Origin of the sequence: Candidatus Terasakiella magnetica (assembly GCF_900093605.1) — a bacterium.
GTDB lineage: Bacteria > Pseudomonadota > Alphaproteobacteria > Rhodospirillales > Terasakiellaceae > Terasakiella > Terasakiella magnetica.
The window spans coordinates 128248-147366 of record NZ_FLYE01000001.1; the positions used below are offsets into that span (position 1 = coordinate 128248).

Sequence of the window (19119 nt, forward strand, 5' to 3'; positions counted from 1 at the left end):
ATGAATTATTTTGATCGTGGTAACGGACAGTCCGGGGATACTCGTACTGCCGATTTCGTATTGGATGCAGTAGACGCGAAAGTTGTGCTTCCAGATGCAGTCAATATTGCAACTGTTCAGTTTGATCGACAAGGTCCTGACTTGCAACTCACCTCATCAAGTGGTGAGACTGTGCTTGTCACAAATTATTTTGCAGCCCCGCAATCACCTGTTTTGACATTTGCCAACAATGTGGACTTGCCCGCCCATATTGTGAGCAAACTTGCAGGCCCTATTGCGCCTAACCAAGTTGCCCAAGCCGCAGACCCAGCCTTGGCAGAACCCATCGGTTCTGTTGAAACCGCAGAAGGTGTCGTTGAAGTGCTGCGCGCTGACGGTACCCGCGAAACTCTCGCTGTTGGAGATGCCGTTTTTCAAGGTGATGAGCTGATCACAGGTGCTGGTGGCGCTGTCGGTATTGTCTTTGCCGATGAAACCACGTTCGCGCTTGGTGAAGATGGCCGCATGATCTTGGATGAGATGGTCTATGATCCGGGCGACCAAAATGGTGCCATCGGCATGACGATCCTGTCTGGCGCCATGAGCTTTGTGTCTGGAGCGGTTGCCAAGGTTAATCCCGATGCCATGCAGATTACCACACCGGTTGCGACCATTGGTATTCGCGGTACTGGTGGTGTTTTGAGCATGACCAATGGTCAGCTGGGTGCTGCCCTTGTTGGGGAAGCTGACGGTACGGTCGGTGAAATTTCCGTAACCTCCTCAAGTGGGGAAACCATCACCATCAACGTTGAAAACGGCATGGTGACGGCAACAGCTGCTGGCGTGAGTGACGTCGTCATCGGGACGGTGGACCAAATCGTCGCCTTGGGCGGAAACGCCCTTGTCGTGATGGCATCAGCCGGTGTGCTGGCAGCTTCAATCTCATCTGCTGCCCAAGAAGCACAAGAAAAACTTGATGCGCAAAATGATCCAGAAGTCGAGCTCAACACCACAGATGTGAACCAGTTCGACGCTGCTGATTTCCTGAATAACTTTGCTGAGGTCGCAGCGCAAACACAATTAGATGTCGCTGCCTTTTTTGCTGAAACAGAAGAACTTATCCAACAAGCGGTTAAAAAGGCGGTTGAGGAAGCCGTTGCAGAGTTTAACGAATATGCTGCAGCAGAAACTGCATTGCAAGAAGCTGAAGCGGCGGCAAAAGCGGCCTCTGATACGGCGCTTAATGCGGAAACGACCGTTACAGAACTTAGAAATGATTTTAACGGTATTCAGAATAAAAATGACGATGGAACTGTCAAAACAGCCTCTGTTGATACACTTTCCAAACAGTTTAATACCTCAAGCATTACCGTTGATTCCGTAAAAGATGTTTTGTATGCAGGTTTTGACTCTTTTGGGGCAGCTACTGCTGTATCAACAGCAGCAAATGGAATTAAAGAACTGGCAGGCATTTCTTATGCGGCAACGGGTGAGGGGCTTACAGGTGAAGAACTTGAGGCCATTGCTGATGAAATTAAGGCCGCAGCGGCTGCCATTCAGGAAACAGCAAATATCCTTAAACAAACTATTGATGCGGTAAATGAAGCCACGAAAGAGCTGGTTACGGATTTGCTTGCTAATGAAGCAAACCTCAATACATGGCGGGGCACTTTAACCACCGGTAAAGAAGACTATCACGGTTTGACGCTGGATGCCGCTGCCGAGCTTTATATCGCCACGCGTGATGATGAGCTGATTAACGCACAACTTACGGCATCAGGTGCAACATTTGATGTTACTGCCACATCCGATCTTTTGACTTCCGTAAATAGTGAACTCGCTGATGTTGTTACGGCCGTAAATAATGTTCAGTCATCTGATGGTTCAAAATTAACAAGCTTTGAATCTGTGCTGACATCGGTCACAACCGTTGTGACTTCTGCCAATACAATCAGCAACAGTGCCTTTAGTGCCCTTGCATCAGATGATGTGACAACGGTTAAGAACACCGCATCACCTATCTTTGAAAGCGCATCAAGCCTGACCGATACGTTAAAAGATCTACGTAATGGGGCAATTTCTAAATATTATTCTGATTTCCAAGACTTAGCTGATTCACGTGTTGCTGACTCGCTGGTCAAATCGCGTTCAGAAAATGAAGATATTTTCCGTGAACTGCTTAATGATATTAGTTCTGCCAAAGGGTCTGCAGAAAGTGATGATGCATATCTTGATTACATTGATGGTGATGCACAGACAAATCTGACAACTTGGACCAATGCGGTTCCAACACGGGCAACTGCCTACAATACAGCCAAGACAGATTTATCTTCTGCGGTAACTGATTTACAGGATAAATCAGCCGCAGTTCTCCAGCCTTTGATCGATTTTGTCACTGTGAAAGCGACTTACGGCGTTTTAACAGACCGCATCAATGTGGCTTTGGAAAGTGTGAAATCTTACGCCACAGAAGAACTTGAAACAGCCAATGAGACTTTCATTGATACGGCGGCTGTATCACTTGATGCGTTAAATGAAACATTTGAATTGGTTGAAACGAGCCTGAGTGGTTCTATCGGCTCTGACTTAGCAGCGGCTAAAACAAAACTGGCTCAAGCCACCACTGAAATGACAACCTTGCAAGGCAGTGTTGATGGCTCTGGCCTTTTTGATGGGGCGCAGGAACAAACAGATGCTGAAAAAGATCAGGATATTCAGGACTTCCAGGACTTTATCGATTATTTGATTGAGCTTGAAACCCTTGTTGATACGGCAAAAACAGAATTGACCAATGCAAGCGAAACAACATCACTTGCTTACTTAAATAGTTTTGATACGGCCCTGACAGCCATCAGAGGATCACTTGCAACAGCAAAAACTGCCTTGAAGGAAGCTTTTGATGATGAGCTGACAGCTGTTGTTAATGATAGCACAACACCAACAGCAGCCTTGAGTGCGGCGGTTAAAGAAATTAATGAAGGTATTGCAGCCACTGCCACAGCAAAGACTGAATTGACTAATGCCATTCAAGGTATTGCTGATGATTACCCGCAAAATACGGATTTAGCCGATAATGCACAGGCCGTAAAAACAGCAGCGCAAACCTCAGATACAATTGATAAGGTTGCGAAAGAACTTACGGATGTTTGGGAAGCTGCCTTTGATGCCTCAAAGACGGCGCGCGATAATATTGAAGGTGACTATACGTCCAAAGAGACAGCATATAATAATGCTTTAGGTGCAGAAGAAACAGCCCGCCAAACGTTGCTGGGTGATCCTAATGATAGTAATGATTCAGGTAAGCTTGGTGATTTCCTCGATAAATCAAATGCTTATTCTGAGGCTCAGCAAAAACTTTCTTATTACGAATCATATTTTGAAGTTGGTAAAGCGGTTGCTGAAGCCAAGGCTGAACTTGAACTTTCCTTACAGGAAGATCTGGTCTCAAGTGCTTTAAGTGATGCATTATCAGCCGTTGCCGATGCTGAAACAGCTGTGGATGCAGCTTATGCGGCCTCTCTTGATGGGGCTGCCGACTCAACCATTACAGCTGCGGCTGTTGCGGCGGTGCAAACAGCAAAAACAGCAGCAGATACAGCATTGGAAAATGCAGTTTATGCGTTAGGTAAAGCCGCAAAGCTTAATCCAGCCAATGATGACCTTGCCACAAACCATGCTGATTATTATGCCCTTGCCAAGGCAACGCCAAGTGATTGGCAAGAACGTTATGATTCTATTGAATCGACTTTTGATATCGTTCTTTCCCTGCGCCAAGCCAGTGGCGAGAGCTATGACAACTTTGCAGGGGGCTCAGTTAATTTCACAAAAGATGGCTCCATTGAAAAGCTGTTAACGGCTGCTCAGAAATACAATGAATTGGCTGTGGCGCGTGAAACCAACGGTGATATCTCAACCGCTCAAAGCGCTGTTGATACAGCGGTAACAGCCGTTGAAGGTGAGCAGAAAACAGCAGCGACTAATCGTGCAAAAAGTGCGGTTGAAGATGCGGTGAATGCGGATAATAAAGCCACAGTGCTGGAGACAAAACTTTCCAATGCCATGACACAGGCGGCAAAAACCGATGTAAATGGCGAGGCAACGGGCCTTCAAACAGAAATTAATGGATTAATTACTCAAATCCGTGCGCAGGCAACGTCTGCCAAGACATTGAGTAATTCCATTCGCCCAACAACAAAAGCAAAAGAAGCAACTAAAATTGCCGAAGATGCTGAGGCTGCTGCAGTTCAGGCACAAACATTGGTGCAACAAGCCGAAGATAAAGTCATTGAGTTATCCGGGCTTGTTGTTGATGCGCTTGTCAGTCAAATCGATACTTTGGCACAAACAGCAGCAACTAACGAAGCAACGGCTGAACTGGCTAAGCTGGAAACAGATGATTACTTGGCTGTTATTAAACCATTGGAAAGCTTGCAGCCAGATGATGCGAACTTAACACAAGCAAGTGTTACGACGGTTTCAAACAATCAGGCTTTGATTGATGCCGAAAACACAAAAGCACAAACAGCGGCAACTAATGCAGATACAGCAGCTGATAGCGCAGAAAGCTTACTTGCTGATTTAAAGCTGGCGGCAAATGGTTATTCCGACTTTGCCGTGCAACTTTCCACCGCTTCTGCGGACACCGGGGATGCGCGTATTGCAGCATCTCAAGCTGAAAACGCCGCGCAAAACACATCTTATGCTCTTTCTAAATCAACGTCGGCAAAAGATTTAATTGGTGCTAAGTTAGATGCGAAAGAATTTTCTGAAGCCGCGCAAAAAGCAGCTGAAGAAGCAGCGGCCAAAGCAGCAAAAGAAGCTCAAGAAGCAATTGATGCAGAGGCTGAGCGCCAAGCTCAAGAAACGGCTTCTGCCATTAAGAAGACAGGTGAGCTTGCTGATCTGGCGACAACAAAAGCTGCCCTTGCCCAAAGTTATGCCGAAGCTGCACAAGCAGCAGCGGTACGTGCAAACCAAACCGTTGCTGATGCGCAATATGAATTAGCGTCTCAAGCCGCACAAGAAGCTGAATCTGCTGCGGCCTCTGCAGCAACTGAGGCTGCGGGCCATGGGTCAGAAGCTCTGGCTGCGGCCTCGCGTGCATCAAGTGCCTCAACCGATGCGCAAGGTCATTTAGCAACTGCACTTACTGCAAAACAAACAGCCAGTAATTCAGCCGATGCTGCCAATGCATGGCGCGCAGGTACGGCAAGTGCAGATGTGGTTTCAACAAAAGCAGATGTTGATGCGGTTTCTGATGCCTCAACAGGTCTTGTCGCTATTGCAAATGCAAATGCTGAGCTGGCAATCGCTGCGGTAAATGAAGCTAAATTTGGTGGTAATGGTAAGCCCGGTGCGGTGAAGCTGCAAGTTGATGCTGCAGCGGCAAAAGCCTCATGGGAGTCACAAAAAGATTCTGAATCGGCGGCGGTTGAGCGTTTGTCAAATGAGATGACAAGTGAAGGTGTGGCAGTTCCGGCCGACCTTGCGACCTTAACGGCAAATCAACTTGATGCCCTTGATTTAAGTGGTGCGACACGTGAAGCGGTATTGCGCATTTGGGTGAACGCCCTAAAAGCCTCAAAAGCGGCGACAACAAATGCTTCAAACGCTTATACAACGGCGAATGAAGCTGCCACGGCTGCTACCAGTGAGGTAACGGTTGCCGAAGGTGAAGCAAGTGCGGCCTTGAGCGCTGCTGTTGCTGCAGCTCAACAGGTTGCTGACTTGGTCGCCAAAGCGGCTTCTGCTGCTGCGACTGAAACATTGGGTCGTCTGGCGGCTGACTTGCAGGCAGAAAGCACGGTTGATGACGCGCTTGATGTGATGACAGCGTCAAATGCCACATTGGATAGTGCCACATCTTCAACCGATTCAACCGATGTGATTGATGCACAGTTGGTGACCTTAAACCAGCTTACATCAGTCACTGTTGCAAATATTACTGATGCAAATGTAACTTCTGCGCAAACGGCATATGCTGCGGCACAAACGGCCTTGGCTTCTGCTTTGACTGCGAAAAACAATGCAACGACTGCGCTTGATACGGTTAATGACAGTAATGATCCGGCGATTGAGAAGTTCTATGTTTTAAAATCAGCCCTGCCGGGTGATGGTTCAAACATTGGTGAAATCGCTGATTTGCCCGACAGTTCCCTTGATTGGGTGAATGTAGGTACAGGCGGGACACATGTTGTTCATGTTGACTCTGTAAGTAAGTATCAATCGGTACTTTCCAATATCGAATTGGCTGAAAAGCAATCTTCGCAAATTGATAGTGTCTATGAAAAATTAGTCTCTAAAGTAGGTGAGGCCGCACAAGCCCTTGAATCTATCTTGGATGTAAAACGTGAAGCAGACTTCATCACAGCAGGTGTCGTACAAGACATTAAAGACGAATTCCCCGCCGCTGTTGAACGTACTGAAGGCGCAACTGAAAAAGCTGTTGATGCCGCTTATGATGCGATTAAGGCAACAAAGGATGCTTTGGATGGGGTGATCTCCCTTGTGGATGGGGCCTCAGTTGATAATAGTAACGTGGTCACCGTTTCTGGTGATGCGGCTTTGGGGACAAAGCTCACAACAGCCTTGCAAACATTGGTCACAGCCTTAAGTGATGCAGATGATTTGCGCACAGCGGTAAATAACTGGTCACAAGATGCAACGGACCCGACAGATCAAAATATTACAGACCTTCTAGCCCATGGCTCAAATGCTGATCTTGAGGGTGTGGTTGCCTCACTTACATCAAGCGTTACAAATATCAATGATTTCATTGCTGACCTGACAAGTGGCTCATTTGCAGCCAGTGCTGCAGACCTTGCCCTTGATGCCGCAGGTCATGCGAAAACGGCGATTGAAAATGCACAATCAGCAGCGACAAACCTGCAAACCTTAAAAGGCAATCAGGCAGATTTGAATGCGGCAACCACATCAGAAGCTGCCTTGGCTGAATTGCAACCCGCAAGTGATGCCAACACCAATGCGAAAACAGCTGCACAAGAAGCCGCAGAAGCCGCCGCCAGTTCTGGTGGCATTAAGCAAATTCAATCGGCTCAAGCCGAAGCTGCTGCCCAAGCTGCCGCAGAAGCTGCCCGTCAGGCCGATTATGACGCCACCATTGCAGCGCGCGATAGTGTAGCAAATGTTGCAACAGATGCACGTAGCGATGCCGATGCTGCCAAGATTGCCTATGATAATGCAGTTGCGGACCTAAATGCTTCTAAGGCACTTATTACGAATAGCGCATCAACCATTGTGTTTGGTGCAGGGCCATTTACGGACCTCGAAGCCAAAGAGTCTGTTGAACAAGCCTATAGCTCAGCCCAACGTGCTTTGGGTGAAGATACCAATAATGCAACCGCCTCCAACCTGACCTCAGAAATTGCCAAAGCCAAGAAAGCTTGGGAAGACGCAGTTGTCAGTGCTAATAAGGCCGATGCGGCTTATACAGCGATTCAAAGCGCGGTAACTAAGGCGCAAACGGCCTATACAAATGGTGATTCTCTTTCTGAATATCGCAAAGATGCAGAAACGAATGCCAAGACGCTGTTGGATGAAAATAGCGCAGCTGATAGGAGCCGTAAAAACGCACAAGAAGCCGAAACTGATGCGGACGCTGCTGCAACGGTGGTCTTAGAGCAAACAACAAGTGCCACAAGCAACCGCGCGATCTTTGATGTTTCTGAAGAAGTTGCGGGTTATGCAAAAACGGTTCAGACCCAAATTGATGGGGATGGGGCCTCTGTTGATGGTGCGCAATCTGACCTTGATAGTATCAAGACGTCAACCACAGCAGCCGTAACACAAGGTCAGGCCGCAGCTGATCAAGTTGATGCGGCTGTGACTGATATGGATAATAATCCAAATGCGGACCCAGCCACGCAATTGGCAAATGAATATGCCTTAGCTGTTGCGGCGCGCGATGCCATTTATAATACAACGACAGAGCAAGGGCATTTAGCAACGGCCCAAGCAGAACTGGCAGAGTTGAATACGGCCTATGGCTTGGCGCAAACAGCACTTACGAATGCACAAACGGCAGTAACCAATGCAGGGGCAAATGCGAATGCGGTGGCAATTGCGCAACGCGATACCGCCCAAGATGCCTTTACTGAAATTAGCAACTTGCGTGATGAGGCCATTCAAAGTGTGGCTGAAGCCCAAGCGGCTTATGATCAAGCGGATGCATCTGTTAGTGCAATTAACGACTTTATCGAGGCAAGAATTGATGCCGCACAAGCGCGCGCACAAGCCATTGCAGCGATTGATTCTGAAACAGATCAAGCTTACGCATCGGCCCAAGAAACGGCGCAACGTGCACAATCTGTTGAAGATGATATTTCCGATAGCACTTCAACGGGTCTTTATGATCTGGCAAGTGCGCTTGCGACTTCTATCAAAAACACAATGGCTGATTGGGTCACCAATGGCTCAAGTGGGTATAGCCAAGATGTTATTGACGATGTAAATGACCTGATTGAGACGGTAGATAATGATGCAAGCGACCTTGTCGTTCAGTTAGAAGCAGCAAAGAGCGATGTTGATACCAATTATAATGCGATTTTTGATGGTACGACGGGTCATTTGAAACTGGCGCAAAATGCCTCAGAAACGGTAAATGCGAATTCAACCGATGCGAAGGCGCAAGCCCAAATCGCCAAGGACCAAGCGGCCAATATCGAAACCAAGACAACCATCTTGGAAGCCCAACGATCCATTATTGAAGGGCTCTTTGGGGATATTCAGGCGGTTCAGGAACAATATAACCAAATCCGTGAAAAAGCGGATGCGGAAAAAGCCTTGGCTGATGCACAAGCAGCCGCAGAAGCCACGCCAAAAGCTTATGATGATGAAATCACAGGCATTGATGAAGATACATCCATCATTATTGACCTGTTTGCCCAAAATGGTGGCTTGGCTGACGGACGTGCTGATAGCGGTGATATTTTCTTAGAACAGGTTAGTGACCCTGCCCATGGTACGGTTGTCATTCTTCAGGTTGGTGACACGGGATATGATGCAAACAAGCCATGGCTGGTACGCTATACACCGGATGAGGATTACAGCGGGTCCGATACATTTAGTTATACTATTTCCAATGGTAACTTGGATAAGGATGGTAATGCGGTTTCTGGTGGGACGAAAAAGATCGCGTCTGCCAACGTCACCCTAACCATTGATCCGTTAAATGATGCACCGGTTGCGGTCAATGACTTTAGCTCCATCGTTGATGAAGTATCTTCTGTTGATGTAAGTGTTCTTCTTAATGATACGGATGTTGATCTGGATGCGATTTCCATCCATAGCGTTATTGGCGATGGTAATGGCGCAACGGCTGAAACCGATGGTTCTGTCACTGTGTATGAACTTGATTCAAATGGTGATTCCACAGGCAAAACCCTTGGTACAGCCACATGGAATACATCAGGTGATGCGTTAATCAACTTTACCCCAGCAGCAGGTGCGTTTGATTATTTGCCAGAGGGTGAAACAACCACGGTGACTTTCCAATATAAAGTCACTGATGGCACGGCCCCTTCAGCGCCGGGTAATATTACCATCACGGTCACAGGTACAAACGATGTACCAGAATTTGAAATTTCAGGCTCTCCTGCAACGTCTCTTTCTGTTTCACATACAGAGGGTGGGGCTGCGAGCACTGTCTTTGAAAATGTTGATTTGGTTGAAGATGATACAGCCCAAGCGCTGCAATCAGCGACCATCACCATTGAGAATTTCCAAACAGGTGACTTGCTTGAATATTCAATGCCAAGCACGGTTACAGCCTCTTATAATGCCACAACTGGGGTGCTGAGCCTGACAGGGCCAGCCTCACTTAGTGATTTCCAATCGGCGATTTCCTCAGTTACTTATAAGACAACGGTTGATGCACCCAATACGGATGACCGTCTTATTTCTATGACGCTGAGCGATGATCTTGGTGGAACATCTGCAAAAATCACCTCAACACTCAGCCTGACCCTGACAAACGATCAGCCTGTCTTTGCCACAAAAGCGGTCTATACGGATTTAACAGCCATTTTAGAAGGTGACCCATATTCTGCGGGTACAACTGTTAAAGACCTGATTGTTGGTTCTTCAGCAACAGATGATCCTGATGGTGATACATTGGGCATGGCGATTACCAGTGTGGATGAGACCTATGGTACATGGGAATATTCCCTTGATGAGGGCGTTAACTGGACTGAAATCGTAGGCTCAAACGTTGGTGAAGATAGTGCGCTTCTCTTAAATGAAGATGCCCGCGTTCGCTTTGCACCAAGTGATCCTGAATATAACGGCACAGACCCAGAATTTACTTTCCGCCTTTGGGATGGCACAGGTGTTGATGGGCAAAGCAATCCGCTTGCAGCAGGTGATAGTGTTGATATCACAGGCTATGACCTTAATGACACGACAGTACCATTCTCGCTAGATACCAACTTTGCACGCCAGACGGTAACAGATGTAAATGATGCACCAACGTTTGTAGGTCGCAGTCAGAAGGTCATGATGTTTGATGGCGTTGATGATTACATCCAGATGGGTAATGATCAGATCAATACAATGCCTGAAGGTTCCTTCGCCACTTGGGTTTATTTGAATGATGTTGGCGATGGCACGAATGGCAGCGGTAGTGCCATTATGACCATGCCAGTAGATTTCCACTCTTCCAGTGGTTTCTTTGGTGTGGGGACGTATGAAGCTGGAAAAGGCTATACGGTACCAGCGGGTAAGCTTGTATTTGGTAATGGTGGCACGCAGATTATTTCTGATACATCAGTTGCACAAGGGGAATGGACACATGTTGCCGTTACCTTTGATAGTACAGGCGCAAGTCTTTATATTAATGGTGAGCTGGATAAAACAGAAACGGGCAGTGGATTTAGCATTCCAACCGTTCCGCATCTGGAACCGACTTATAATACTTATACAATTGACCCCCGCATCGGTATGTTTGATTCTATTGAAACGCCATACTTTGCCTTGGATGGGGCCATTGATGATATTAAAGTATGGGATGCGCGCCTAAGCGAGGCAGATATTGCCAATGCCTATCAAGGCAATACGACTTCACAAGATAGCGAAATTCGCTGGCATTATAACTTTGATGATGGCACAGCGACTGACCAAACAGCCAATAATTGGGATGGGACTATCCAAGGGGCCAGTGGAAGTGACCTGAACTCAAATGCATGGGATGAGCTTGTTTCTACATCCAGTGGAACACATGCCGTTGATCGTATTGATGCTATTGACATGGTGTCCCAACCAGACGGGTCTTACGGCATGTTCTGGATGAAGGCTACATCAGCGAGCACATTCCAAGTGATGGGTCAGTTGTTTGATGAAAGTGGCAACAAGTTTGGGACTGAATTTACAGTTAATGATACAGCTCAAACTGATGCGCGCTATCCAAATGTAACGGTCACGGAAGATGGTGGCTATATGGTTGTCTGGAGTGCACCGGGCACGGATGAAACTGAAATTTATGCCAAAAAAGTCACTGTTTCTGCGGTTGATGCCTCCCTTGGTGATAGTTTCGTAGTTAATACCGGAACCACAGGTGCACAACAACGTCCATCTATTATCTCGCTTGGGGATGTTCAAGGTGATGATAAAGAAGAGTTTGCCATTGCGTGGATGGATGCTCGTTCATCTTCTAATGATGGGACTTATATCAAGGTTGTTGATGAAACGGGCGCTGAGGTAACGGCTGAGTTTGAAATTCCACAAGTTGGTACGTGGCAAAACCAGAGTGATATGTTGCATCTTGGTTCAGGTCGTTTCTTGGTAACTTATACAGACTCGGTATCTGGTAAGTGGACCACTAAATACTCTATTTACGACTATGACTCCTCAACAGCAGTTGTTGCGGATCAGACTTTAAGTCCAACAGGTACAACTAACTCAAGCTTTTCAGAAGCCACGGTGTTGAGTGATGGGAAAATTGCGATTACATGGCCTAATCTGGGGACAGACCAGGGCGAGAGTGATTTCAGCATTCATCTTACACTTCTTAATAGTGATGGTACGGTTGCCAAGTCCAATATTCATGTCAATACAACAACAGCAGGCGCACAAGAAGTCCCATCAATAGCCGCCATGGATGATGGTGGTATGGTCATTGTCTGGCAGAGCCCGGATGATGGTAACGGTTATGGCATTTTGGGGCAGCGTCTTGATGAACAGGGCAACCCGATTGGCAGCGAATTTGTTGTAAATGCAGGTACAACAGGTGTTCAAAACGCACCGCAGATTGTCAATGTGGGTGAGGGTAAGTTTGTTGTTTCTTGGCAGGACCAAGATAGTACGTACCATATTGAACAGCGCAGCTTCACAATTGATGGCACAGAGACGCCTATTCCTGTACAGGAAATCTATCACCAAGAAGATACAACGCTAAATATTGAAGAAAGCTATCTGTTAGAATTCTTCAATGACATTGAGGGGAATTCACTTTCAATCACTGAGTTAATGATTGATGGAGTGGTTATTTCAGCAACTGCTGGTGTGTGGTCATATACACCGCCTTTAGATTTCTTTGGTAAGAAATCCATGAGTGTCACGGTCAGTGATGGGGCAACAACCACAACGGGTGACTTCCAGATTGCATTCTCTGCGGTAAATGATGAACCAGAAGTAACCTTCATGAACCTGAGCGCCGATGAAGGTGATGTGATTACCTTCACGCTGGATGATATTATTGCACAGGTTGATGACCCTGATTTTGATACGGTCACCATTGATACGGTGATGGGTGAAACGCTTTCCTCACTTGATAGTGCGGATAAGTCACTCACAGACGGTGTGCTTGGTTATGATAGTGCCAGCAAGACCTTTACTTTCACACCGAATGCAGAATTTGATGGCACTCAGCAGATTGCCTTTAGCGGGACATCTGGCTCAGACGCCATTGGCGGGAACTTTAGCCTGACTTACACAGGTGTAAATGACGCACCAGAATTTACACCGTTTAATGAGCAAACGGCTTCACTGCTGTTTGATGGTGTTGATGATGGTATTGTTGCTGGGCGCGGGGTCAATGATAACCTCGCTATTACGGGTGATTTAACCCTTGAAGGCTGGGTCAATCTTGACCTCGCTTCAAGTTCGGTTCACACCCTCTTCAGCTTTGTCGGGGCAGGCGAAACTGAAGATGCTAATATCCTTTATTACCTGAATGTTCAAACAAATGGTGCTGTAGAATATGGGCATGAAACCGGTGCAGGGACGAATGTTGAAACGTTAACCACGACTGGTGTTGTAACAGCTGATACATGGACCCATATGGCAGCTGTTCGTGATGACACAGCGGGCACTTGGTCGCTTTATGTCAATGGTGTGGAAATTGGTACGCCACTTAGTTATAGCCCTGAAACGCAATCAGCCACGGGTGGTAGTGTTTCTGCCTTGAATGTTGGCTTTGCGGGTAACCTGTTTACGGCAGGTCATTTGGCAGATATGCGTGTATGGAATACAGCACGCACACAAGAACAGATTATTGAAACAAAAGACGGTTATGTTGATAGCGATGCTTCAGGCCTCGTTTCTAACTGGAAATTGAATGATGCCATATCTGGTACTGCAACAGCAGTGGAAGATAATACGGGCAATACAACACCAACAATTAACAGTGCACCAAGTTTTGTAGATGGTTCAACAAACAATCTTGATCTTGCTAATCTGTTTATTGGTCATGATGAAAGCGTTTCTCATCTGGTTCAAACCTCCATCGGTAATGTGACAACCGTTGTGCAAAGTGATGGCTCATATGGTGTCTTCTGGTATGCACAAGACGCAGCCAAAACCAATACGGATGTTTATGGTAAGCTCTATGATAGCGATGGTAACCCAACCAGTGATGAGTTCCTTGTAACATCGGATAAAGACGATATCCTCACAGAAACATTACGTGCAGGCGGGGACTTTGTGACCACCACAAGTGATGGCGGTTATATGCTCACATGGATGTCTGCTATCGGTTCAAGTAGCGAAGTGGATGTTTATGCCAAGAAAATTCCTGTCGTGGATGGTCATCCAGAAATGGATGGTATTATTGATCTGCGCATAACCAATGATGCAGGGGCTGAGGATAGCCCGACGATCAAGGATTTGGGCGATGATACCTATGGGCTGACTTTTGATAATACAACGATCCGTATCATTGATGAGACGGGGACTGTGATCAGTGGCGCTGATTATACGGTAGCATCAGGTTCAACCATCAAGTCTATGACGGCCTTGGGCTTTGGTGAGTTTGCCTTATTGGTTGATGACGCTTCAGGCAATAGCCAGCTTCAGGTTAAATATTATGATCAGATTGCCAGCGAATGGGTTGATTCAATTGATGCGGTGACCTTAGGCTCTGTTGCCGCAGATGCACAGTCTGGTAACTCTGTTGATATTCTAGAAAACGGTCATCTCTTGATCACATGGGGGCATGTGGATGATGGCGGTTCTACGCGTGAATTGCATGGCATGGTCATTGATCCGTTTGACTATAGCGTTGTCACAAGCGAAGTAACGCTGAAAGACAGCTTGCCTGCAAATTCAGATTCATATGACAATATTGCGACCTTGCCAGATGGCGGCTTTATCCTCACTTGGGCAATTGATTCAGGTGGTTTTGAGACCTGGGCTGAGCGCTTTGATAGTGCAGGTGTTTCTGTTGGTGAACCATTCACCGTTGCAAGTGATACGACAGGCAATCAATATCGCCCTGATGTGATTGCACATGATGATGGGACTGTGACTTTTGTTTGGGCAAATGACACGGGCGCGCAATCTGATGCGACCTCCATTGTAAAACGCACCTTTACCACCAATGGGGTGGAGACACCTGTTGCCCTTCAGATCATTGAATCTTCAGAAGATTATGCCTTTACCATTAGTAAGGCACAGTTGGTTGGCTTCTTTAAAGATGTGGATACAGGTAGCACAATTGATATTGCTAACCCGGCAAGTGATGTCACGGTCACAGAAGGCACGATCACCTATAATGGCAATGATACATGGACTTATACGCCTGTTGCCAATGACTTTGGTAAGGTCAAAATGCAGGTCACAGTCAGTGATGGCACGTTATCTTCAACGGGTGATTTTGTAATTGAGCTTGATCCGGTGAATGACGCCCCTGTTGTGACTCCATTACAAGTCGCCGCGGTTGAAGATCAGGTTGTTAACTTTACGTTGGATGACTTGATTGGGCAGGTTACAGATGTGGATAATGACCATGTGACCATTTCTACGGTTGCCGGGGAAGCCTTAACGAGTACAGCACTTACAACAGGTAAAGCGCTCGCAAACGGTACGTTATATTACGATAGCTATATTGAAACTTTCACATTCGTGCCAACGGCTGAATTTGCCAATGTGCAATCTATTGCCTTTACAGGTGCATCCGGTAGAGATGGTGTGAGTGGTAATTTCAATCTGAATTATGCCGATGTCAATGATGCTCCGACCTTTAGATCAGCCTCAGCTACACCTGAGTTCTATAAAGAAGTAATTGATCTCAGCGCGACTCATGAAGATGACCATAAAATTGCCGACCTCAACCAAGATGGCTGGAATGATCTCATCTATGTTTCTGATGGGGATGTAAAAGTTCGTCTTAACGATGGTGCTGGTAATCTGGGTAATGAACAGGTTGCACTGACTGATAGTGGCTATGGCATTTATGGTCGCTTCCAATTAGGTGATTTATTTGGGGACGATAATCTAGATATTGTTTTGAACTATACCCAAGGCGGTGAAGGTTCACCTGTTATTCCTAATGTCTATCAAGGTGTCTCTGGTGTTGATGCCAATGGCAATGAAACTTTCACTTTTGCAACAACGAGCAATACAGTGCAGTCCCTGTCATGGTGGACGACGAGCGATCTCACCATTGGGGATTTTGACGGTGATGGCGATAATGACGTTGCTTCAATGCATAATACTTCTGGTGCACGGGTTTATTGGAACAATGCCGGTACGTTAACACTTGAGACCGATTATACCCTTGGCAATATGTCTGCTGTTTCCATTGCCTCTGGTGATATTGATAAAGATGGTCGTGACGATATCGTCCAAGGGTCTTGGGGCGGTGGTACGGCTGGTCAGACAGCGCAATTATTCTATGCCAATGCCACAGGCTTTGACGGTGCTATAAATATTTCGCAAGCCGATAATGCAGGCAGTGGTGGCGCATATGCGGCCAGTACGGACGTGCACCTTGAAGATATCAACCAAGATGGCTGGCTCGATCTGTTTATCACCAACCGTTATGACTATAACGTGCTTTATCTCAATGATGGCGCGGGTAATTTCACAAGTTCCATTGATGTTGGGACCCTTCAGGATAATTCAGATAACTTCTCCACCATTGGCGATATAGATGGTGATGGCGATATTGATATCGTTAATTCTGATTATTATGGGGTGCAGGCCTTTATCAATGATGGTAGCGAAAACTTCACTACACAAAGCCTGACTTCCTATGTTGGTTCTGGTCATTATCGCATTGAAGGCGGTGATCTAAATAACGACGGTGCGCTTGATCTGGTTAATGGCAACGGCGTCTATATCAATGGGTCTAATGCACCAACAGCTGTGGGTGATGAAACCATCCCAACGGCGAATAACTTTAATGATGTTCAGTATCAAGAAATCGTAAAACAGCCTGATGGGTCATATGCCATTTTCTGGTCGGCAAAAAAAGTCGGCGATACAAATATGGATATGTACGGACAGTTGTTTGATAAGTCCGGCAATCAAATCGGTGATGAATTCCAGATCACACAAGATGCATCCGATCAAATTGATTACGCTTTCTGGACCAGTTATGCCACGACCACGCCTGATGGTGGCTATATGGTTACGTGGGAAAAGGTCATTGATGGCGACTATAACATCCATACTAAAAAGATCGGTGTGGATGAGTTTGGTGCAGACCTGAGAGAGCCAGAATTTGTTATTGATGGGGGCAGTGGCCCACAACGCAACCCCGGCATCACGCATCTAAGTGAGGACAAATATGTCCAGATGTGGAGTGATACAAACGTTGGTGAAGTTATTTATGCCCAAGTAATCACCGAAGAGGGCCACCAGCTTGGCTCCAAGATTACAATCGGGCAGGGTACATTAAACGAACACCCAAGTGATATCATGCTTCTTGATAGCGAGCAGGTGATGTTTGCTTGGTCGGATAATACAAACGGCGATAACTATTTCGCTCTTTATGATTATGATAGTACGACAAATAACCTGACAGAAGTCTATGCCCCCATCAGCTATAAGCCGATGAGCACAAACGATACGCCCGCACAATATGTGCCGGATATGACGCAGCTTGAAAATGGCAAAATTGTTTTCGTCTGGCGCGATGACTCTGCATCAGATGGTAGCCTTCATGGCGTTTATGGCTCAATGGTTGACCCTGTAAGCGGTGATATTGTCAAATCGGATTTCTTGATTAATTCAGCAACAACGGGTTATCAGGATGCGCCTGAAGTAACAGCCTTGAGTGATGGTGGTTTCCTTGTTATCTGGCGTGACACAAATGCACTTGATGGCAGTGGGGACTCTATTCAGGGCCAACGTTACGATACAGTTGGTAACAAGGTAGGTTCTCAGTTCCAAGTCAATGCAGATGGTGTGGATAATCAAAACACACCGCAGGTTGAAGCTTTTGATGATGGAACGGTTCTTGTCTCCTGGGCAAACCATGCCACAAGCAGCTCAACAGTTGAAACACGCCTCTTTACAACGAATGGTACGGACACCCCTGTTCCTGTCATCAAGCTATCGGGCGTTGAAGATCAACAAATGACCTTTAGTGACGCTGATATTCTTGGCGCTTTTGTTGATATTGAAGGTGATAGCCTCTCTATCACAGATGTTTCTGTTGCAACGGGCACAGCGTCATATAATGCCACATCCGGTGTATGGACATATACACCAGAGCCAAATGCCTTTGGCAAGGTTGCCATGCAAATTACGGTTTCTGATGGGACCACGACATCTGTTGGTGATTTCCAGATTAATTTGGCTGGCGTAAATGATGTGCCGACCTTTACAGGTATTTCATCCTCTGCTGATGATGTTGTTGTTTCACCTGATTATGCCTCTGTAGAAATGCGCGCGACTGTTGCCCATGATGATGGCTCATTTGCACATTTCTGGACGGCAGAGGGGAATTTATACGGTCAGCTTTATGGGAACAATGAAGCTAAGCTCGGTGCCATTTTTGCGGTTCAAGAAGATAGCGATATTTATTCCTTTAATGTCGGTGCAAAAGAAAACGGTAAATATCAGGCTGTCTGGTTTGAGGATGATGACGGAACGTTAACCGGCTATATGGCTGAGGTTCGTGTCAACAGTGGGGAAGCCTATGTCGATACAAAAACCGCACTTGGTATTACGGTTGATGATTATGGTAGCCCGCGTGGTCTGAGTATCCTTAGTATCGGTGATGTGAATAACGATAATACGGAAGATTTTGCCCTTGTCTGGACAGATCACTATAGCGGTGAGTCTTTCATTAAAATTATTGATGCCGACAATACGGAAGTTACAGCCCAGCAACAGATCCCATATGTCTCTGGGGGTACGGCAAGTTTTGTTAGTAATGTTGAACATCTTGGCGGTGGTGAGGTCGCCATTATTCAGCAGGCTTTCCAAGGTGGCTATTGGTCAACTGAATATGTCAGCTTTGCTTATGATGATCTATCAACACCAGTTGTCGCCCCTTATGCCATTGATGCTGTTTCTGCCGATCAGAAACGACCAAGTATGGAAGTCCTTGCCGATGGTAATATCGCCGTTGCATGGAGTGAAGATGGCGCAGATGCGCATGAGCGCGGTATCCGTGTAGGTGTTATTGACCAAGACGGTAATGTGGTTTCCACTCCAATCCTTGGCAATACACATTATTACGATATTCAGGAAAATGCTGAAATCGCAGCCATGAAAGATGGGTCATTTGTTGTCGTCTGGAAAGACCTTGGCGACAATGATGGCTCTGGAAGCGGCATTTTTGCACAGCGCTTTAGTAGTGACGGCACAAAGCTTGGTGTTGAATTTATTATCAGTAAGGATACTGAGGGTAGCCAAAGCCGCCCCATGATCCGCACACTTGCTGATGGTCGTTTT

At 46.5% G+C, this 19119-nt stretch carries 1 protein-coding gene (only partly in view); it reads left to right on the forward strand.

What is annotated here, in order from left to right:
• Positions 1-19119 carry the beginning of a tandem-95 repeat protein gene (locus MTBPR1_RS17915; RefSeq protein ID WP_069185580.1) on the forward strand. Its footprint extends 25005 nt past the window's final position, so only the first 19119 of its 44124 coding nucleotides appear in the window; the start codon lies at positions 1-3; its stop codon lies beyond the right edge, outside the window.